The organism is Desulfovibrio intestinivivus, from assembly GCF_053570665.1.
This window is the reverse complement of the sequence record NZ_JBRBQT010000001.1, coordinates 1,080,566-1,100,863: the sequence shown is the minus strand read 5'-3', so window position 1 is coordinate 1,100,863 and position 20,298 is coordinate 1,080,566. Positions and strand designations below refer to the sequence as shown.

Below are 20,298 nucleotides of genomic sequence, written 5' to 3'. Positions count from 1 at the left end.
TAAGGAAAAAACATATGAAACTTACTGTAAACAAAGAGCAGATCATCGAAGGCCTGCTGAAGGCAGCTGCCATCATTCCTGCCAAGGCAGGGGCGCAGTATCTGCGCTCCATCTGGCTCAAGGCTGAAGAAGGCAGCCTTTCAGTCATGTCCACGGACGCCAACATTGAATTTACGGGGCGTTATCCTGCTGAAGTAGCCGCTCCTGGCCTTATAGGCGTTCAGGGCAGGGCTTTTGTGGATCTTGTGCGTCAGTTGCCCACGGGTGTTCTGCACCTCACCCTTGATGAAGCTTCTGGCAATCTGCTTTTGGAGCAGGGACGACGCACCTACAAACTGCCTGTGAGCGGGGCGGAGTGGTTTCAGAATTTTTCTGCCTTTCCTGCTGAAAACGCCGTCACCTGGTCTGGCGACTTTTTGCAGGACATTCTGGACAAGGTGGGCTTTTGCATCAGCGATGACGACGCCATGGACGCCATTGCCTGCCTGTGCATGAAGCCGCGCGGCAACGGACGCATTGATGTGTGCGGTCTCAATGGCCACCAGTTTGCCCTTGTTTCCTTTACCCATGACGAGCTGGCCGAACGCCTGCCTGAAGCGGGTATGCTGATCCAGAAGAAATATCTGGCGGACATCAAAAAATGGCTTGGTCTGGATGAGATTGAACTGAACATCACCGACAAGCGCCTGTATCTGCGCAGCCTTGATGGCGCTGAAACGCTCAGCCTGCCTCGCGCTGCCCACGAATACCCTGATTACAACATCTTCATGAGCAAGCTTGCCAGCGAAGACATGCACCCCATGACTCTTGCCCGCAAGGAAGCCATTGAAGCGCTCGGCCGTATTCTTATTTTTAATACCGAGAGCGACCGCTGCACCTACATGGATCTTTCTGCCGGGGAAGCATTGCTTTCCGCCCAGGGGCAAGATGTGGGCTCGGCCAATGAAAGCCTTGAAGTTGCTTATAATGGCGATATAAAACGCATTGCCTTCCCCACGCGCAACCTGCTTGACGTGTTGGGACACTTTGTTTCTGCAAAGATCGACATGATGCTTACCGGCTCTGAAGGCCCCTGCGGTATCCGCGGCGCCGATGATGCCGACTATACCGTTATCATCATGCCCATGAAGGTTTCTGAAACGACCTACTATAGCGAGGAAGACGTTTAATGGCTCCTGAAACCGGCAACGGCGGGTACAACGCCTCTTCCATTACCATTCTGGAAGGCCTGTCGGCTGTGCGCAAGCGCCCGGCCATGTACATAGGTTCTACAGACGCGCGCGGCCTGCACCATCTGGTGTACGAGGTAGTGGACAACTCCATTGACGAAGCCATGGCCGGCTTCTGTTCGCGGGTCACTGTTATTCTGCATGCTGACAACAGCGTGACTGTTCGCGATGACGGGCGCGGCATCCCTGTGGATATCCATCCCAAGGAAGGCGTGCCCGCCGTGCAGGTGGTCATGACCAAGCTGCACGCTGGCGGCAAGTTCGACAACTCGAGCTACAAAGTTTCGGGCGGTCTGCACGGCGTGGGTGTTTCCTGCGTCAACGCCCTTTCTGAAGAGCTTACCGTCACTGTGCGCCGTAATGGCAAACGCTACCGTCAGCACTACGCCCGTGGCGTACCTCAGGACGAACTGGTGGTTATCAGCGAGGGCTTCGTTGAAGGGCACGGCACCACCGTTCGCTTCAAACCTGATGAAGAGATTTTTGAAGTTCTCGAGTTTTCATATGAAACATTGAAGAAGCGCTTCGAGGAGCTGGCCTATCTTAACAAAGGCCTGACCATCGAGTGCATCGACGAGCGCATTGGCGAAACCCATGTGTTCCACGCCGAGGGAGGCATTCGCCAGTTTGTGGGCGACCTCAACTCCGGCGAACAGGGCATTCACCCCATCATCTTTGGTGAAGGCATTGTTGATAATGTTACCGTAGATTTTGCCTTGCAGTACAATGCGGGCTACAAGGAAAACATTTTCACCTTTGCCAACAATATCCGCACCAAGGAAGGCGGCACCCACCTTGTGGGCTTCCGCACTGCGCTCACGCGCGCCATCAACGGCTACATCAAGGGCCAGGCTGACCTGGTCAAAAAGATGAAGAACACCTCGCTGTCTGGTGATGACGTGCGCGAGGGTCTCACTGCCGTTATCAGCGTCAAGCTGCCCCAGCCGCAGTTTGAAGGGCAGACCAAGACCAAGCTCGGCAACAGCGAGATTGCTGGTCTTGTTGCCGGTGTGGTTTATGACCGCCTGAATGTGTATTTTGAGGAGAATCCCAAGGATATCCGCCTCATTATCGAAAAAGCCGTGGATGCCTCACGGGCGCGAGACGCCGCCCGCCGCGCCAAGGAACTTGTCCGCCGCAAAGGCGCGTTGTCCGACAACTCGCTGCCCGGCAAACTGGCCGACTGCCAGAGCAAGGATCCCGTTGAATCCGAACTGTTCATCGTGGAAGGTGATTCGGCAGGCGGTTCAGCAAAGCAGGGGCGTAATCCCAAAAATCAGGCTATTTTGCCCTTGCGCGGCAAAATTCTGAACACGGAACGCACCCGTTTTGACAAGATGCTTGCCAACAAGGAAGTAAAGGCGCTGATCACCGCCATGGGCGCTGGCATTGGCGAGGAAGATACAGACCTCGACAAGCTGCGTTACCATAAAATCATCATCATGACAGACGCCGACGTGGACGGAGCGCACATCCGCACCCTGCTGCTGACCTTTTTCTTCAGGCAGTATCAGGAAATGGTGGAGCGCGGCTTTGTCTACATCGCGCAGCCGCCTCTGTACCGTGTGCACAATTCGCGCATGGAAAAGTTTATCAAGGACGACCCCGCGCTCAACGAATTTCTGCTCACCCGCGTGAGCGAAGACGTGACCGTGGTGGCCTCCAACGGCAAGGAATTCAGCGGCAAGGAACTCATCCGCCTCATGGAGCACATTGAAAAGGCCGAAGGACGCGTGAACGATGCCGAAATGTCCGGCACTCCGCGTGATCTCTTCATGGCCCTTGTGACCCATGAAAAGCAGATTGATGCCCAGAGCCTTGAAAATCAGGACAGCGAGCTCACCGAATGGCTTAACGGTCACGGTTACATGCTTACCCTTGAGAGGGAAAAGAGCGAAGACGAGGAAGAACGCCTGTTTGCCGTGTTTGAAAATACCGGCGGGCACCATACCCGCAGGGGCATGGAGTTCTTTTCTTCCCGCCTTTACAAGCAAGGCTGGCAGCTCTTTGACGAACTGCGCCAGCAGTGCGGCTCTTTTGCCTTTACCCTGCGCAAAAAGGACGGCGAAGTTGCCACAGAGGACTTGTTTACGCTCATGCGCATGGTGCTTGATGAAGCCCGTAAGGGCATCAACATCCAGCGCTACAAGGGTCTTGGTGAAATGAACCCCGACCAGCTCTGGGTGACCACCATGAACCCAGAAAATCGCGTGCTCCTGCAAGTTGCGGTGGAAGATGCCAATGAAGCTTCTGACGCTTTTGTGGAGCTTATGGGCGACCGTGTGGAACCGCGCCGCGATTTTATCGAGCGCAACGCCCTGGCCGTACAGGATCTGGATATTTAAAGGGAAAACTCTGTGGAGCTGCCCGTACAGGGAAATTCCACAGAGTTTCCTGTGAATATATCAATAGCGTGAAGCGAAAAGCCGGATTTTTAACAAGGTTTTTCGCCGCATGACACGTAAAATGGGGATGCAGCAGGGCCAAGACCCTTTGTATCAGGAGGGCTTGCCCTTCCAGCCCCGAAATAACAGCAGCGAGGCCCGCAGTGGCAGATATGCAGCAGCCGCAGATCAGCATTGAAACAGAACTCCGCAAATCGTATCTGGAGTATTCCCTTTCGGTCATTATCGGGCGCGCCATCCCGGACGCGCGCGATGGCCTTAAGCCGGTTCACAGGCGTATTCTTTTTGCGCAGTACGAGCTTGCCAACAACTACAACCGTCCGCACAAAAAATCCGCGCGTATCGTCGGTGACGTCATCGGTAAATATCACCCGCATGGCGACTCTGCCGTGTATGACGCGCTGGTGCGTATGGCGCAGGAATTTTCCATGCGCGATCCTCTGGTGGACGGGCAGGGCAACTTCGGCTCCATTGATGGTGATGCCGCTGCTGCCATGCGTTATACCGAAGTGCGCATGTCCAAGCTTGCCCAGGAGTTTTTGAACGACCTGGACAAGAACACCGTGGATTTTCGCCCCAACTACGACAACACCCTTCAGGAACCTACGGTCATGCCGAGCAAGGTTCCCAACCTGCTGCTCAACGGCAGCTCGGGTATTGCCGTGGGTATGGCCACCAATATTCCGCCCCACAACCTGGGTGAACTGTGCGATGCCCTGCAACTGCTGCTGGATAACCCGCAGTGCAGCATCGATGAACTCATGGATTATGTGAAAGGGCCGGACTTTCCCACCAGGGGTTTTGTCTACGCGGGCAAAGGCCTGTACGATGCCTACCACACCGGGCGCGGCACGGTTAAGGTGCGTGGGCGCATTGAAATTGAAGACCGCAAAAAGGGCGCGCAGAGCATCGTTATCCGCGAGATTCCCTTTGGGCTTAACAAAAGCTCGCTGGTGGAAAAAATCGCGGCTCTGGTCAATGACCGCAAGATTGACGGCATCACCGACCTGCGCGATGAATCCGACCGCAAGGGCATACGCATTGTTATTGACCTCAAGCGCGGCACCATCCCCGACATTGTGGTCAACGCCCTGTACAAGTTCACGCCGCTGGAAACGAGCTTCGGCATCAACATGCTGGCAGTGGTGGACAACCGCCCGCAGCTGCTGAACCTCAAGACGGCGCTTTCCTGCTTTGTGGATCACAGGCGTGAGGTGGTCATCCGCCGCACGCGTTACGATCTGGAAAAAGCCGAAGCCCGCGCGCATATTCTGGAAGGTCTGCGCATCGCCATCGACAATATCGATGAAGTGGTGGCCCTTATCCGCGCGTCCGCCAATCCGGAAGAAGCCCGTAATGCCCTGATGGAGCGCTTTGCGTTTTCAGAAGTGCAGGCCAAGGCCATTCTTGAAATGCGCTTGCAGCGCCTCACAGGTCTTCAGCGCGAAGAGCTGATGAACGAATACAAGGATCTGCTGCAAAAGATCGAATTTTATCGCTCCATTCTGGAAAATGCCGAAGTGCTGCGCAGCGAACTCAAGCGCGAGATTGCCGAAATCCGCGATAATTTTGCCACTCCCCGCCGTACGGAAGTGCTGCGCGAAGCCCTGACCGACATTGATATTGAAGATCTCATCCCTGACGAAGAAGTGGTTATCACGCTGTCGCGCCGTGGCTACATGAAGCGTACTGGGCTTGAGAACTATCAGCAGCAGAAACGCGGCGGCAAGGGCATTGCGGCCCTGCACACATCGGATGACGACTATGTGCAGGAATTTTTGTCCACCACCAATCATCAGTATCTCTGCCTCTTCACCAACAAGGGGCGCATGCACCAGCTCAAGGTGCATCAGGTGCCGGAGGGCAGCCGCACGGCCAAGGGCGTGCATATCAACAACCTGTTGCCCCTTGAAGAAAACGAGTGGGTTACGACAGTTCTTGCCCTGCGCGAATTCGCCGAAGACAAGTTTTTCATGTTCATCACCAAGAGAGGCATGATCAAGCGTTCTTCCGCCTCGTTGTACGCCAAGTGCCGCAAGACAGGCCTCATGGCCGTTGGCCTGCGTGAAGACGATGAACTTGTGGTGGTGCGCCCCATTCGCGACAATAACCATATTGTTCTGGCTACGGCGGACGGTTTCTCCATCCGCTTTGCCTGCAACGATGTGCGGCCCATGGGCCGCGTGGCCACGGGCGTCAAGGGCATTGCCCTGCGCAGACAGGACTTTGTGGTTGCGGCGGTCATCGTCAAGGATATCGACCGGACCACCGAGATCATGTCCATTTCCGCCAACGGTTACGGCAAGCGCACAAGTGTTGATCTCTATCGCCTGCAATCGCGTGGCGGCAAGGGCATCATCAACTTCAAGGTGACTGCCAAGACCGGGCCTGTGATCGGCGCCATGCCTGTGCGCGACAACGACGGGCTTATTCTGCTGACTTCGTCCAACAAGATCGTGCGCATCGGCGTTGACGATGTGCGCAGCAAGGGCCGCGCTACCATGGGTGTTATGCTCGTGCGTCTTGATGAAGGCGGTCATGTTGTGGGCTTTGACCGTGTGGACGAAGGCGGGCAGACCGGCAGGGACGCCAGCGCCGAAATGGACGAGGACGATATGACCGATGTCGCTTCCGCGCCTGTTGTTGCCGAGCCCGAAGGGCTTGCTGACGACAGTGCGGACGATGACGGTGAAGAATAACTACAGCTGATGAAAATATTGCGGCGGGTTTGCGGCAAGGGTTTGACCCTGTGTCTGTGCCTCGTTTTTGCTGGCTTTTTGTGCGCTTGCAGAGACCAGAGCATGGTGGGCGATGACCTTTCCGCAGCCCGCACCGCAGTTTCTTTGCGTGATTGGTCCCTTGCCGAAAGGCTGCTTGAGCGTTATCTGCGTGAGGCACGGGATGCTGATTCGCGTTGGGAAGCGTGGCAGCAGTTGCTGGTGGTGCTCAATGCCGCCGGGCAGGAACCTCGTGCCACCCTTGAATGCCTTGAGACCATGCTGGCGGAATTTGCAGACAATGACGCCAGAAGCGCCGTTATTTTGCGGCGCATGGGCGAGGTAAACGAGGGTTTGCGGCGTTATGGCCGTGCGGCGGACGCCTGGAATGCTTATATAGGGCTTGCAGGGTTGTCGGCAGAGCAGACTGTTGATGGTTACCGCAGGCTGGCGGCCATGCAGTTCAATCTGCGTCGGTTTGACGCAGGCGAAGATACCTTGCAGCAGTGTCTTGCTCTGCCCATGGCGGATCATGACAAAATAATGTGCATGTACGACCTTGCCGACCAGAACATGGCAAGGGAACGCTGGCAGGATGTGTCTGACCTTTGCCAGCAGATACTGGACAGCGATCCGGACAAAATTCTGCGTGGTCTGGCGGGCTATTTGCTGGCTGATGCCCTTGAACAGCTCGGTAAGGGAAAAGAAGCCCTGAAAAACTTTGAACTGGCCCGCGACGATTATCCCAATCCGTCGGTCATCGATAATCGCATTGCGCATCTGCGCAAAAAACTGAAGAAGTAAGGCCTATGATCAAGCACGAATGCGGCGTATTCGGCATTTATGACCACGAGGAAGCGGCTCGTCTGGCTTATTTCGGTTTGTATGCACAGCAGCATCGCGGACAGGAAAGCGCGGGCATAGTTACCTTTGACACCGACGGCGTACACGAACACAAGGGTATGGGCCTTGTGCCCGATGTTTTTTCAGAGGCCCATCTCAAGGCTCTGACCGGCAGAACAGCCATAGGCCATGTGCGTTATTCCACCACCGGGCGTTCCTCCAGCAGTAATGCCCAGCCCTTCCTTGCCCATTTTAAGGGACGGGATGTGGTGCTTGCGCACAACGGCAATCTGGTCAATGCCGCGCAGTTGCGCGAAGACCTCGAGAACGAAGGCGCCATATTTTCCACCAGCAACGACACTGAAGTGTTCATGCATCTGCTGGTGCGCGCGCTCAGGCACAACGACCTGCCTGGCGCAGTCAAGGAAACCTGTGCCCGGGTTCGCGGCGCGTACTGCCTGCTGGTTATGGTAGACGGCGTTATGGTGGCGGTGCGTGATCCCCACGGCTTCCATCCTCTTGCTTTTGGCCGCATGAACGGCAGCCCCGTGTTCGCCTCTGAAACATGCGCCTTTGATCTGCTTGAGGCCGATTTTGAACGCTCTGTGAAACCGGGCGAAATGATCATCGTTGACGGCAACAGCGTGCGCAGCGACCATCTGATGGGGCCGCTGCCCGAAAAGCCCCGCCAGTGTATTTTTGAGCTGGTCTATTTTGCCCGGCCCGACTCCTATATTTTTGACGAGCAGGTCTATTTGTGCCGCAAAAAGATGGGCTGGAATCTGGCTGACGAATCTGCGCCGGAAGTGGATTATGTGATGCCTTTTCCGGATTCGGGCATTTATCCCGCCCTTGGTTTTGCCCAGCGCTCCGGCCTGCCCTATGAGCATGCCATGATCCGCAACCACTATGTGGGGCGTACCTTTATCCAGCCTTCGCAGAGCATGCGCAGCTTTGGCGTGCGGGTTAAGATCAACCCTGTGCGCGAAATGATTGAGGGCAAGCGCATCTGCATTATTGACGACAGCATCGTGCGCGGCACCACCATGATGACGCGCGTCAAAAAGCTCCGCGAGCTGGGGGCCAAAGAGGTGCACATCCGCATTTCCAGCCCGCCGGTCAAGTTTCCCTGCTTTTACGGCATAGATTTTTCTTCGCGCGGGGAGCTTATTGCAGCCCAGCACAGCCTGGCGGAAATAACTCGCAAGCTGGATGTTGATTCGCTGCATTATCTCAGCATAGCAGGGCTGCTCGGCTCCGTGAGGAAGCCGCAGCATTTCTGCATGGCTTGCTTTACTGGCGAATATCCTGTGCCCTGTGACGATTGCGTCGGAAAATTCAGCCTTGAATCCCCTTGCGCCAGCAGGTAGACCATTTCTTTCGCGCCGTCTTGCACGTCAGGGCAGCCAGTTTTTTATGAGGAAGCCATGAGTATTGCACGTATCAAGGGTTTTGCGGATATGTTTCCGCCGGACAGCGACCAGTTCACGCGCATTGAAAATACCGCGCGCCAGGTTTTTGGGCGCTACGGTTTTGTGGAACTGCGTACGCCGCTGCTGGAATTTACGGAGCTTTTTTGTCGTTCCATCGGTGAGGAAACCGATGTGGTGCAAAAGGAAATGTATACCTTTCCTGACCGCAAGGGCCGTTCGCTTACCCTGCGGCCTGAAGCCACGGCTGGCGTTATGCGCGCCTATATCGAGAGCGGGCTGACCAACCGCGAGCCTGTGAGCCGCCTGTTCACCACCGGCCCCATGTTCCGCTACGAACGCCCGCAAAAGGGCCGCATGCGCCAGTTTCACCAGATCAACTGTGAATGCCTTGGCAGTCACAGCCCCATGGCTGATGCAGAACTGGTCAGCATGCTGCTGCGCTTTTTGTCAGACCTTGGCCTTACGGACCTGACGCTCAAGATCAATTCCCTTGGCTGTTCGGAATGCCGCCCTAAATTCAAGGCTGCATTGCTCGAATATCTTGCCGGAGTCGATAAGGACGCCCTTTGCCCGGACTGCGCCCGCAGGGTGGAAACCAACCCCCTGCGCGTGCTTGACTGCAAGCAGCCCGGCTGCCGCGCCATTACGGACAATGCCCCCAAACTTATTGATTACAATTGCCCTGAATGCCGCGCCCACTTTGATACGGTGCTGGAACTGCTGCAAGGTCAGGGGCTCGCCTTTGAGCTTGATCACAGGCTTGTGCGCGGTCTTGACTACTATTGCCGCACTACTTTTGAGGTCGTAAGCGGCAGCATTGGCGCGCAGGCAGCTGTGGCCGGCGGCGGCAGGTATGACGGTCTTGTGAAGAGTCTTGGCGGGGCGGATGTTCCTGGCGTTGGCTTTGCCTGCGGCATGGAACGCCTTGCCCTCATGATGGGCGAGGGCAGTGGCCAGGCAGCCGATTTTTATCTGGTTGCCATGGACGCGCAAAGCCGCGCTCAGGGCTGGCAGCTTGCCCAGAAGTTGCGTGACGCCGGGCTCTCTGGCGAAATGAATTTCAGTGAAGGCGGCTTTAAAAGCCTTATGCGTCAGGCTGGAAAGTCCGGCGCCGGGCATTGTCTGATTATTGGCCCTGACGAAGCTGCTCAGGGCACAGTGGTCGTTAAAAACCTTGAAAGCGGCGAGCAGTGCTCTGTGCCGCAGTCAGGCGTACTCCAATTTTTGCAAACGGGAACCAACAATGACTGAACAGATGCAGACTCAGGACGCGCAGCAGGATGTGCAGCGCGAACACCAGAAATTTGTCACTGAGCTTGGTGACTGGCAGCGCAGCCATTCCTGCGGCCAGTTGACCATTACCAATGATGGTGAAGATGTTTGCCTGATGGGTTGGGTGCAGTATCGCCGCGACCACGGCGGCCTGATATTTGTCGACCTGCGCGACCGTGACGGCCTCACGCAGGTTGTTTTCAGCCCGGATATCGCTCCTTCAGCGCACGAGAACGCGCATATTCTGCGTTCGGAATATGTGCTTGCGGTCAAGGGCAAGGTGCGTCCGCGCCCTGAAGGCATGGTCAACGCCAATATGGTCACTGGCCAGATTGAAATTGTGGCCCATGAGTGGAAGTTGCTCAATACTTCCAAGACGCCGCCTTTCGCCATTGAAGACCGCAGCGATGCTGGTGAGAACCTGCGCCTTACCTGGCGTTATCTTGATCTGCGCCGTCCGCGCATGCAGGCCAATCTGCGTCTGCGGCACAAGGTTTCGCAGGCTGCCCGCTGTTTTCTGGACGACAACGGCTTTACGGAAGTGGAAACCCCGGTGCTTACCAAGTCCACCCCTGAAGGTGCGCGCGACTTTCTGGTGCCCAGCCGTTTGAACAACGGTGAATTTTACGCCTTGCCGCAGTCTCCCCAGCTGTTCAAACAGCTGCTGATGGTTGCCGGTATGGAGCGTTACTTCCAGATCGTGCGCTGCTTCCGCGATGAAGACCTGCGTGCTGACCGTCAGCCTGAATTCACTCAGGTAGACCTTGAAATGAGCTTTGCCGATGAAGAACAGGTCATGGGCATTGCCGAAGGCCTCATGGCCCGCGTTTTCAAGGATGTGATGGGTAAGGACCTTACTCTTCCCTTCCCCCGCATGCCTTGGGACGAAGCCATGGCCCGTTATGGCGTGGACAAGCCCGACACCCGTTTTGGCCTTGAGCTTGTGGATATTACGGATATTGTGCGCGGCTCCGGCTTCAAGCTTTTTGCCACTGCGCAGCTGGTCAAGGGTATGAAAGTTCCCGGCGGTGAATCCATGACCCGCAAGGAAATTGATGCCTTTACCGAATTCGTCAAGATTTATGGCGCTCAGGGTCTGGCCTGGATCAAAATCAAGGCCGACGAGTGGCAGTCGCCCATCGCCAAGTTCCTTTCGGACGAAGAACGCAAGGGCATTGCGGAAGCGCTTGATCTCCAGGTCGGCGACATTGTCTTTTTCCAGGCGGGCGAGGCTTCCATGGTCAACGCCGCCCTTGGCAACCTGCGTGTGCATCTTGCCAACCATCTGAAGCTGATACCTGAAAACAGCTTTAATTTCCTTTGGGTTACAGACTTCCCGCTGTACGAATACGACGAGGAAGCAAAGCGCTATGTGGCCTGCCACCATCCCTTCACCTCGCCTGCGCCCGGTCATATGGAACTGATGGTTACTGACCCGGCCAAGGCCCGCGCCCGCGCCTATGATATGGTGCTCAATGGCTGCGAAGTGGGCGGCGGTTCCATCCGTATTCACTCCGGTGAAGTGCAGCGCCGTATGTTTGAGGCCCTTGGTTTCACGCCTGAGCAGGCAGAAGAGCAGTTCGGCTTCCTTATTCAGGCGCTTGATCTTGGTGCGCCGCCTCATGGTGGCTTGGCTTTTGGTCTTGACCGTCTGGTCATGCTGCTTTCTGGTTCGTCCAGCATCCGTGACGTCATTGCCTTCCCCAAGACGCAGAAGGCAACCTGCCTCATGACCAACGCGCCTTCCCCGGTGTCTTCGCGTCAGTTGCGGGATCTCGGCCTGCGCTTGCGTGAAGTGCCCGGCGCAGAGCAGAAAAAGGACGGCGCTACAGCCGACAAAGCGTAGGAGGCGAACGTCTGCATGATTCTTGATATTGTCACCTATCCTGACCCCAGGCTCAAAGAGGTTTGCGAACCTGTTGCCGAGGTGACGGACGACATTCGCCAGCTTGCTGCCGACATGCTTGAAACCATGTACGCTGCGCCTGGTGTTGGCCTTGCTGCGCCGCAGGTTGGGCGCAACATCCGCATGCTTGTGATGGATCCGGCCATGAAGGACGAGGAAAAACAGCCCAGGGTGCTGATTAACCCTGTGTTGACCCTCTCTGGCGAAGAAGTTCTGAGCGAACAGGAAGGCTGCCTTTCTGTTCCCATGAACTACAGGGCCGATGTTAAGCGCATGAGCAATGTGCATTTGCATGCAATGGATCTGGACGGCAATATCATTGATGAAGATCTGGACGAATTCCCGGCCATTATTACCCAGCATGAATATGACCATCTGGACGGCATTCTGTTTATTGACAAAATAAGCCGGCTGCGCCGCACCCTGTACGACAGCAAGGTGAAAAAATGGCTCAAACGAAAAAGTGCCGTATAGTCTTTATGGGAACGCCCGAGTTTGCCGCCGCCCCCCCCCCTAAACGGGGGGGCGGCCTGGCCTCGCGGCGAAATTGTGGCGGTATACACCCAGCCGGACAGACCAGCAGGGCGCGGCCATAAACTTGCGGAATCGCCAGTCAAAAAGCTTGCCTTGCAGCTTGGCCTGCCTGTCATGCAGCCCGCCAGTCTGAAAGGTGCCGAGGCTCAGGCGGAGCTGGCGGCTTTCAAGCCTGATCTGCTGGCTGTGGCGGCCTATGGCCTTATTTTGCCAGACGCTGTCCTTGCCATGCCCACGCTTGATACCATCAATGTTCATGCTTCGCTTTTGCCTGCCCTGCGTGGTGCTGCCCCTATTCAGCGGGCAGTGATGGAAGGCTGGCAGCCAGGTGCTCGGGCTGGTATTTCCATCATGCGCATTGTGCGCAAGCTTGATGCCGGGCCTGTTTTTGCAACAGATGGCCTGCCCATCGGCGAGCATACGGCAGGTTCTCTGCACGATGCCCTTGCTGGCATTGGCGCAGAACTGCTGGTGCGCGTTTTTGACGATATCCTTGACGGCAAGGCCCATGCAGTGGAGCAGGACGATGCTCTCGCCACCCATGCCCCTAAAATTTCCAAGGAAGACGGTTTTATTGACTGGTCGCTTCCCGCTGTGCAGGTGCATGCGCGGGTGCGGGGTGTTACCCCGTGGCCTGGTGCGCGCACTGTGCTTGAAACTGTGGACTCCGATGGCAAGCAACGCGACCCCCTTTCGCTCATTCTTGCCCCGGGCAGGGTGGGGCAATCTGCACAAGGGCAGGCCCCCGGCACATTGCGGATCGATGCTGACGGTTTGAGCATTGCTTGCGCTGATTGCTGGTATGTACTTTCTGCGGTCAAGCCTCAGGGGAAAAAAGAAATGTCCGCGCGCGATCTGCTCAACGGAGTGCTACGCGGGTTGCCCAAGGGAGTTTGCGGTCTGGCAAGAGTTCCTGAACCAGGGGAGTGATGTTTTTTCCGCAATGGGTATTTTTAATGAGGCTCTTTTGAGCCTCGTTTTTTCTTTTTTTGACCTACTCATCGCGTTGCGAGCTTGCGCTTTTCATAAGGGCAGTTTTGTGCGATTTTGAGGCTCAAGACTGTTTTTTGCTTCTGACTCATCAAACCGAGGTCACATGTTTCGTAAATCGCCCTTTTCTTTGCCCCCAGAGCAGTATGGTGGTGCGCGAAAACGCGTTTTTATCGGGCTTATGCTGGCTTCGTGCCTTCTGCTGTGCCTCGGGGTTGCATTTTTTCTTATTTTGCCATGGATTGGTTTTTTCTCTACGCAACACTGGCTGCCTACGCTGAGCATGGGTTTTGGTTTTGTTGTTATTATTGCCTTGTTGTGGCTTTGTATTATTCTTATATTTCATATTTATACGGGAAAATCTCTGCCTGGTGTAGATAGTGTGCGGCATGTCACCATTCGTCTGTTTTTTCCCCTTATGGAATTGCTTGCAAAAGCAGTTGGCATTGACAGAGGAAGAGTGCGGCGCAGCTTTATCAAGGTGAACAACGAGCTGGTGCTTGCCAGTGGCTGTACGGCGCAGCCGCAGGAGCTTTTGCTGCTTTTACCGCATTGCGTTCAGCAGGCCTTGTGCCCCCAGCGGCTTGTCCATAATCCGGACAACTGCCAGCGTTGCGGCAAATGCCCGGTTGGTGAGTTGCTTGCATTAAGGGACAAATATGGTGTGCGGCTTGCCATTGCCACTGGCGGCACCATTGCCCGCCGCATTGTGGTGCAAACGCGCCCGCGGTGCATTATTGCTGTCGCTTGCGAACGTGACCTTACATCCGGCATTCAGGACAGCTATCCTTTGCCTGTTTTTGGTGTTCTCAACCAGAGGCCACATGGGCCGTGCGTTGATACGCTTGTGCCCATGAAGGCGCTGGAAGACGCCGTGCGGATTTTCCTTGGCCTTTCTCAACCCTTGCATCAGGGCAGGGCATAACATGGCTAAAATTCGCGTTGCCCAATCAGGCCCTGCGCCCTTGCCTGGGAAAATTCGCAAGCTTTGCCCCACGGCACGTCATTGCGCGCTGTGGGCTTTGTTGTTGGTTGATTCCGGCATGACAGCCCAGCAGGCACTTGCAGCGGCTTTGTCCAGTGCGTCCACAACTGCTTCCAGCTCAGAAGCTTCAGGCCTTGCCCCAGTTGAGCGCAATCTATGCTCAGAGCTTGTATACGGATACCTGCGAACGGAACTTCGCATTGCGTTTATTTTGTCCAGAGTGTTGCCGCGCCCGCAATCCCTGCCGAGGCCTCTTCTGCATGTGCTGGCCCTTGCGGTATACGGCCTGCTGTTTCAGGACAGAGTGCCAGATCATGCCGCTGTTTTTAGCGCTGTTGAGACTGCACAGGCTTTATACGGTCAAGGGCTGGCCCGTGTAGCGAACGGGGCCTTGCGTTCAGTACAGCGCCTTGCAGACGCCCCCATGCATGAAGATTTTTATCTGTCCAAGGGTGCGGAGGCCGGATGCGCTGAGCACATGGGACTTTTCTATTCTTTGCCCTTGTGGATCATGGGGCACTGGTACAAGCACTATGGGCGTGATGTCGCCTTGCAACTTGCCCGTAGATCGTTTGAGCGACCCTGGAGCGCGGTGCGCGTCAACGCGCAACATTCTGTTGCCGTGGCATTGCGTGAGGATCTGCTTGCCAGTGGTGGCGAAGCGGTGGGGCAGTGGGGGATTGCTTTTGCGCCAGGTGCGCAGCCGGCTGTCGTATGCGGTCGTTCTTTGCAGGGCTTGCAAGGTGAAGGCGCGCTTTCGTTTCAATCCGCTGGTTCGCAGCTTGTTCTTGAGGAGCTTGGGCTCTACGACTGGGATAAACCTATTTGGGATGTCTGTGCTGGTTTTGGTGGCAAGACTGTTGCCTTGCTTGAGCGGGGGATTGCGGTTCCTCTAGCTACAGACCGCAGCATGCAGCGCCTTGCGGGTTTGCCGGGTCAGTGCGCACGGCTGGGTCTTGCCTGCCCGGCTGTTGCACTTGCCGATGCAGTCAAACCGCCGCTTGCACATTGGGATGGCTATCTGCTTGTGGATGCCCCCTGTTCCGGGCTTGGTGTTCTTGCCCGCAGGCCTGATATCCGCCGTAGGCCCCCGCAAGAAGCCATTGAGCATGAGAGCTTGCAGCAATCCATTTTACGCAGCCTTGCTGAAAGGATGCATTCGGGCTGCCAGATAGCCTACATTACCTGCACCCTTCGGCCCAATGAGAATGAAAAGCAGATTGAACACCTTGTGCGTGAATCAGACGGCTTGCAGGTGCTCAGGCAGTGGCAGACGCCACATGAGCACCCCTGGCTTGAGGGCATGTTTGGTGCGCTGTTGCGTAAGGTTTGATCTTTTCAAAAAAGGATAAGCGCAATGGAATGATTCCGCATTGCGCTTATCCTCTGATTGGTAGGGCAGGCTATTCTGTTCTGTTGGCGTATTTTCCCGCTGCTTATCCAGCGGGATTTTCTGTAGATTTTTCTTCTGCTTCCGGCAGGGCCACACCCAGTTTCTGCAAAAGCTGTTCAAGTTCTTCGCGGCTGCCGTATGCAAACGCAATGCGGCCGCTGTTTTCATCGCCGCTTACCTGTGTTTTGCAGCCAATGCTGGAGCAAAGATTCATTTGCAGGGTCTTGAATTGTGGGCTTTTCTTTCTGGGGGCTTTGGCGCGAGGTTGCGGAGTCGTGTCCTCCTGTTCCCAGGGCAGGGCGTTGTGCCCACGCCAGAATGCCGCGGCGTCTTCTGCTTCGCGCACGGTCAGCTTGTGGCTCAGGATGCGCTGGCGCAGCGCTTCGGAAGCAATGGGCGCGTCAATGCCCAACAGGCATCGCGCGTGCCCAGCGCTGAGCAATCCGGCCTGAATATCGGCTCGTGCAGTTGCGCTCAGTTGCAGCAAACGCAATGCGTTGGCGATAGCTGGGCGACTTTTGCCAAGTCGACTTGCCAGTTCTTCCTGCGTTAGCTCAAGGGCATCCCGCAAGGCCTGGAGAGCTTCGGCTTCTTCAATGGGGTTGAGATCTTCGCGCTGCAAGTTTTCAATAAGAGCAGCGGCCATAACCTCTTTGTCGCTCAGCTGGCGTACATAAACGGGAACTTCTTTGAGCCCCGCCAGTTGCGCGGCACGCCAGCGGCGCTCACCCGCAACAATCTGATAGGTATTTTCGCCGCCCAGCGGTCGCACCAGCAACGGCTGAATAATTCCCTGCGATTTGATGGAATCGGCCAGTTCCCGCAATGCGGCATCGTCAAAGTGCCTGCGCGGCTGATTGGGGTTGGGATGCAAGGCCGTAATCGGCATCAGGTTCACTGCGCTTTCCAACCCTTGCGGTTCCTGCTTTGGCGCGGTTCCACCAAACAGTGCGTCAAGCCCTCTGCCCAATCCCTTGCTGCTGCTCATTTCTCTTCCTCCAGCATAAGCTGTGGTTGCGGCAATACAACCAGTGTTCGAACCTCAGTGGTGTAGGCCCGTTGCCATTGCGGATTGCCGTTTCAGCAAACCGCTTGCGTGATTGCCTTCATTCAATATTTGTATATGCCAAACATTTGCTGCACGATGCAGGGTAAATTTTTTGGTCGCAAGCTCATTGCGTAAAACACCTGAACTTCGTTGCAGTTTCCTTGACATTTGCCCTTGGGGCGCGGCACCTTATGCGCTATTGTTTTCTGGCAGAAACCTGCCTGGCTGATCAGTTGCGCAATGGGCTGTCTTTTGCCCTTGTGCGAGGCGTATCTTTTTGTTCCAAAGTTCGACTTTGGCTTGGCCCCGCTTTTTACTTCAAGGACTTGTTATGCTGGATAACCCGCAGCTTCAGTACATCACCGATATCAAGGGCAATATTTCTTCTGTGATCATTCCCTGGCCCCTCTGGGAAAAAATGGAGCCCAAGGTTCGCAATATTTTGGCAGCAAACGAAAAACCGCAAGAGCTTGAACAGGCAGCAGGCCCGCTGGAAAGTTTTGAAGAGCTCATGAAATTTTGGGATTTCAAATATCCCTACAGTCCTTCAGTTACCTGCCCCCACTGTGCTGCCAGCACCGAGGATTGGCGCAATGATCCAGAACACCCATTTATTCTGACCAACGCTAATATTGGCGGCTTGCTCGTTTTTCATTGCCGTGCATGTGGAACCACAATCCGGCAGAAGCACTTTCACAAACACGTTGCGATAGAACATACCACGCCCAAAGAATAGTCTTGCGCCTATTGCAGAACAGTATTTTTTTTGCTTGGTCTGCGTAGTACGATTTCTTTGGCCAAGCCAAGGTAGGCTTCCGCCCCCTTGGATTTTATATCGTAATGGATGATGGATTTGCCATGGCTGGGCGCTTCAGAAAGGCGTACGTTGCGGGGAATGACTGTTTCAAACAGATGTTCGGGGAAGCAGCGGCGCACTTCGTTTTTAACTTCTCTCGTCAGGCGATTGCGCGTGTCATACATGGTCAGCACTACGCCCAGTAGTGAGAGATCAGGATTGAGCCGTTTTTTCACCTGCTCGTAGGTTTGCAGCAGCTTGACGATGCCTTCAAGTGCAAAAAATTCGCATTGCAGCGGAATGAGCAGTTCGCGGGACGCACAGAGGGCGTTGAGCGTCAAAAGACCCAGGGAAGGAGGGCAGTCGAGAATAATATACTCATAGTCGTTGCGCACGCTTTTGAGGCATTCGTCCAAGAAAAATTCGCGCGCCATTTTGTCCACAAGTTCCAGCTCAACGGCCACAAGGTTGGTACTCGCAGGCAAAATATCCAGAAATGGAGAGCGGCTTTTGGCTATATTTTCTTTCAACTTTTCTGGTTCATAAAAGGTGTTGTACAGGTCGCCGTGCAGGTCTTCCTGGTGCAGGCCAATGCCGCTGGTGCTGTTAGCCTGCGGATCGCAATCAACGAGCAGGACTTTTTTTTCCATGACTGCAAGAGCAGCGGAAAGGTTGATGGCAGTGGTGGTCTTGCCCACCCCGCCCTTTTGATTTGCGATGGAAATGATGCGCGCCATTGAGGCCTCCCAGTCAATTTGACTGATTTTAGAGGAACTGCTGCTTCAACTGTCAGGCGGGCCTGTCAGGAGCAGATACGTCAACGAGCATGAAATTTCTGGCTTTGCCGCCTTTTTTCATGGTTCACTTGAAGGAAAAACTTCGTGTTTCACATGAAACATGGGGGCGGCGCTGGAAGCTGCAATGGGTTGTTTGTAAAAGAGTGTGGTGAGAGCGTCAAGGCTTAAAGCAGATTGAGCAACAAAACTTGCCCCGTAAAGCTAAAGCGCGTAAAAAAATGGCACAATCTCTTGGCTGGAGAAAGTATGGAACTAGCAAAAGTGCTGTTGGTTGATGATGAATCAGATGTAACGCGGATACTCTCCAAGCGCCTTGGGCGCCGAGGGTATGAGTGCCAATCCGCTGCTAACGGGCAACAAGCTGTGGATGCCATGGAGCAGTTCCCCTTTGGTATTATAATAATGGATGTAAAAATGCCGGTTATGGATGGCATGTCCGCCTTGCAGATTATCCATTCCCGATGGCCAAAAACTCAGGTGATCTTGCTTTCTGGTCATGCTGACATGCAGCTTGCGGTTCAGGCCATGAGCGAGGGGGCATTTGGCTACCTGATGAAGCCTGTTGACATTGATGAGCTGCTCTTTAAAATTGAGGACGCCGCAACACAGATTCGCCTTGAGGCGGAGCAGGGCTAAGCGAGCGCGTAGAAAATGAGGAAAGTTATGTTTAGTAAAAGAATGGTGGCGTCCTTTATACTGGCTTCAAGCATGGCTGCTGGGATTGTGCCCGGCATGAGCGCCGTTGCAAATGCCGTAGAAGTTACGGAAGAAAACCTGCCCAAGCTGCTTGAAAAACTGTTCCGTGAGCGGCCAGAACTGGTCATGGATGTGTTGCGCAGGCAAAGCGAGTCTGTGCTTGATATTGCTCAGCAGGGGTCAAATCTTCGCCGCCAGCACAGCCTTGAGGCCCAGTGGGCGCAAGACATGAAGGTGACCAAAACGGTTAAAACTGAAGGCCGTCCGGTTATGGGTGCGTCCAAGGCCAAAGTGCGCATTGTGGCCTTTTCTGATTTTACCTGCCACTTCTGCCAGCAAGCATCCAAAACTGTGGACGCCATTTTGCAGGAATACGGCAAGGACGTGAGCCTTGTTTTCAAAAACATGCCTCTGGACGACAAAGGCCCGGCCAACATTGCTTCGGCATATTTTGTAGCCATATCGCAGCAGAGCGAAGAAAAGGCCTGGCAGTTCTATAAAGCACTCTTTGCAGACAGAGATAAACTCATTGCCGAAGGTGAAGCCTTTCTGAAAAAGACTGCTGAAGGCCTCAATGTGGACATGAAGCGCCTTGCCAAGGATGTGCACAGCAAAAAGGTTACGGACATCATCACTGAAGATCAGATGGATGCCCAGAAGCTCGGTATTGAGGGAACTCCGTACTTCCTCGTGAACAACCTGGTGGTTCGCGGAGCCCTGCCGCTTGATCTCTTTAAGAGTGCCGTTGATATGGCGCTGAAAAACAGCAAGTAGCACATGATAATCCTGCCAGCCTGTGAATCCGATTTGCCGCAGATTTTGGCCCTGCAAAAGGCTGCGTTTGAAAGCGAAGCGAGGTTGGTAGAAAATTGGGATATCCCGCCTCTCACGCAAACGCTTGAGAATCTGGTGGAGGAATGGCGCACGGGCGTCATACTCAAGGCATTGGATGGGCAAACGCTGGCAGGAACGGTCAGGGCGCACCTTGCAGAAAACACTGCCCACATTGGCCGCCTTGCCGTGCTGCCGCAATGGCAGGGTAGGGGATATGGTTCTGCACTGATGACGGCAATTTTGTCCGCAACAAAGGCCGCCCGGTATGAACTCTTCACCAGCGCAAAGAGCGAACGCAATTTGCGGTTATACGAAAAGTTCGGCTTCATTACGTATAAAAAAGCACAAACCGCAACCGGGGTTGAACTGGTCTGGCTGGAGAAAATCAGCAAGCTCAGTAGTGAGTGACACGCCTCAAAG

Annotated in this window: 18 protein-coding genes; 15 read left to right on the top strand and 3 right to left on the bottom strand. The window is 55.0% G+C overall.

The features are described from left to right. Nucleotides 1–14: 14 nt before the first annotated feature. The 9 genes from dnaN (at nucleotide 15) to fmt (ending at nucleotide 13,269) form a co-directional block, all read left to right on the top strand. The gene (gene dnaN, locus ACUZ9P_RS04645; RefSeq protein ID WP_298997760.1) at nucleotides 15–1,169 is read left to right on the top strand and encodes a DNA polymerase III subunit beta; all 1,155 of its coding nucleotides are present in this window, start codon (nucleotides 15–17) and stop codon (nucleotides 1,167–1,169) included. Further along, entirely contained in the window at nucleotides 1,169–3,574 is a 2,406-nt protein-coding gene (gene gyrB / locus ACUZ9P_RS04640; protein WP_449248819.1) for a DNA topoisomerase (ATP-hydrolyzing) subunit B, read from the top strand. The genes dnaN and gyrB overlap by 1 nt, the downstream gene beginning before the upstream one ends. Nucleotides 3,575–3,786: 212 nt before the next feature. After that, the gene (gyrA, locus tag ACUZ9P_RS04635; RefSeq protein WP_449250236.1) at nucleotides 3,787–6,333 is read left to right on the top strand and encodes a DNA gyrase subunit A; all 2,547 of its coding nucleotides are present in this window, start codon (nucleotides 3,787–3,789) and stop codon (nucleotides 6,331–6,333) included. Nucleotides 6,334–6,342: 9 nt separating this feature from the next. Next, the gene (locus ACUZ9P_RS04630) at nucleotides 6,343–7,155 is read left to right on the top strand and encodes a tetratricopeptide repeat protein (protein WP_298997751.1); all 813 of its coding nucleotides are present in this window, start codon (nucleotides 6,343–6,345) and stop codon (nucleotides 7,153–7,155) included. Between the two features lie 5 nt (nucleotides 7,156–7,160). Then, on the top strand, nucleotides 7,161–8,564 hold the full coding sequence (purF, locus tag ACUZ9P_RS04625) for an amidophosphoribosyltransferase (protein WP_449248818.1): 1,404 nt from the start codon (nucleotides 7,161–7,163) through the stop codon (nucleotides 8,562–8,564). A 57-nt stretch (nucleotides 8,565–8,621) separates the two neighbouring features. Further along, the gene (hisS, locus tag ACUZ9P_RS04620) at nucleotides 8,622–9,878 is read left to right on the top strand and encodes a histidine--tRNA ligase (RefSeq protein WP_449248817.1); all 1,257 of its coding nucleotides are present in this window, start codon (nucleotides 8,622–8,624) and stop codon (nucleotides 9,876–9,878) included. Next, complete coding sequence (gene aspS, locus ACUZ9P_RS04615; protein WP_449248816.1) at nucleotides 9,871–11,745, top strand: aspartate--tRNA ligase; 1,875 nt, start codon at nucleotides 9,871–9,873, stop codon at nucleotides 11,743–11,745. The genes hisS and aspS overlap by 8 nt, the downstream gene beginning before the upstream one ends. 15 nt (nucleotides 11,746–11,760) lie before the next feature. Further along, the gene (gene def / locus ACUZ9P_RS04610; RefSeq protein ID WP_449248815.1) at nucleotides 11,761–12,279 is read left to right on the top strand and encodes a peptide deformylase; all 519 of its coding nucleotides are present in this window, start codon (nucleotides 11,761–11,763) and stop codon (nucleotides 12,277–12,279) included. A gap of 75 nt (nucleotides 12,280–12,354) precedes the next feature. Beyond that, nucleotides 12,355–13,269 carry a methionyl-tRNA formyltransferase gene (fmt, locus tag ACUZ9P_RS04605; protein ID WP_449248814.1) on the top strand — a complete coding sequence of 305 codons (915 nt, stop codon included), beginning with the start codon at nucleotides 12,355–12,357 and terminating at the stop codon, nucleotides 13,267–13,269. Nucleotides 13,270–13,420: 151 nt separating this feature from the next. On the opposite strand, the gene ACUZ9P_RS04600 is transcribed toward fmt, so the two are convergent. Beyond that, nucleotides 13,421–13,720 (bottom strand): hypothetical protein, encoded by a 300-nt coding sequence (locus ACUZ9P_RS04600; protein ID WP_449250263.1) that lies wholly within the window; start codon nucleotides 13,718–13,720, stop codon nucleotides 13,421–13,423. Here ACUZ9P_RS04600 and ACUZ9P_RS04595 point away from each other — a divergent pair. After that, the gene (locus tag ACUZ9P_RS04595; protein ID WP_449250235.1) at nucleotides 13,613–14,254 is read left to right on the top strand and encodes a DUF116 domain-containing protein; all 642 of its coding nucleotides are present in this window, start codon (nucleotides 13,613–13,615) and stop codon (nucleotides 14,252–14,254) included. The two genes, ACUZ9P_RS04600 and ACUZ9P_RS04595, sit on opposite strands and share 108 nt — an antisense overlap. Nucleotide 14,255: 1 nt before the next feature. Continuing rightward, on the top strand, nucleotides 14,256–15,647 hold the full coding sequence (locus ACUZ9P_RS04590; protein WP_449248813.1) for a transcription antitermination factor NusB: 1,392 nt from the start codon (nucleotides 14,256–14,258) through the stop codon (nucleotides 15,645–15,647). 103 nt (nucleotides 15,648–15,750) lie between these two features. On the opposite strand, the gene ACUZ9P_RS04585 is transcribed toward ACUZ9P_RS04590, so the two are convergent. After that, complete coding sequence (locus ACUZ9P_RS04585; protein WP_298997734.1) at nucleotides 15,751–16,695, bottom strand: ParB/RepB/Spo0J family partition protein; 945 nt, start codon at nucleotides 16,693–16,695, stop codon at nucleotides 15,751–15,753. Between the two features lie 391 nt (nucleotides 16,696–17,086). On the opposite strand from ACUZ9P_RS04585, the gene ACUZ9P_RS04580 reads away from it, so the two are divergent. After that, the gene (locus tag ACUZ9P_RS04580) at nucleotides 17,087–17,491 is read left to right on the top strand and encodes a hypothetical protein (protein ID WP_449248812.1); all 405 of its coding nucleotides are present in this window, start codon (nucleotides 17,087–17,089) and stop codon (nucleotides 17,489–17,491) included. 8 nt (nucleotides 17,492–17,499) lie between these two features. On the opposite strand, the gene ACUZ9P_RS04575 is transcribed toward ACUZ9P_RS04580, so the two are convergent. Then, complete coding sequence (locus tag ACUZ9P_RS04575) at nucleotides 17,500–18,288, bottom strand: ParA family protein (RefSeq protein WP_022659024.1); 789 nt, start codon at nucleotides 18,286–18,288, stop codon at nucleotides 17,500–17,502. A gap of 306 nt (nucleotides 18,289–18,594) precedes the next feature. Here ACUZ9P_RS04575 and ACUZ9P_RS04570 point away from each other — a divergent pair, with 306 nt between their 5' ends. Genes ACUZ9P_RS04570 through ACUZ9P_RS04560 form a run of 3 tightly spaced genes read left to right on the top strand, consistent with a single transcriptional unit; the run spans nucleotide 18,595 to nucleotide 20,286 of the window. Continuing rightward, entirely contained in the window at nucleotides 18,595–18,984 is a 390-nt protein-coding gene (locus tag ACUZ9P_RS04570) for a response regulator (RefSeq protein ID WP_298997730.1), read from the top strand. A gap of 27 nt (nucleotides 18,985–19,011) precedes the next feature. Then, complete coding sequence (locus tag ACUZ9P_RS04565; protein WP_449248810.1) at nucleotides 19,012–19,818, top strand: DsbA family protein; 807 nt, start codon at nucleotides 19,012–19,014, stop codon at nucleotides 19,816–19,818. A gap of 3 nt (nucleotides 19,819–19,821) precedes the next feature. Further along, on the top strand, nucleotides 19,822–20,286 hold the full coding sequence (locus tag ACUZ9P_RS04560) for a GNAT family N-acetyltransferase (protein ID WP_449248809.1): 465 nt from the start codon (nucleotides 19,822–19,824) through the stop codon (nucleotides 20,284–20,286). Nucleotides 20,287–20,298 lie beyond the last annotated feature (12 nt).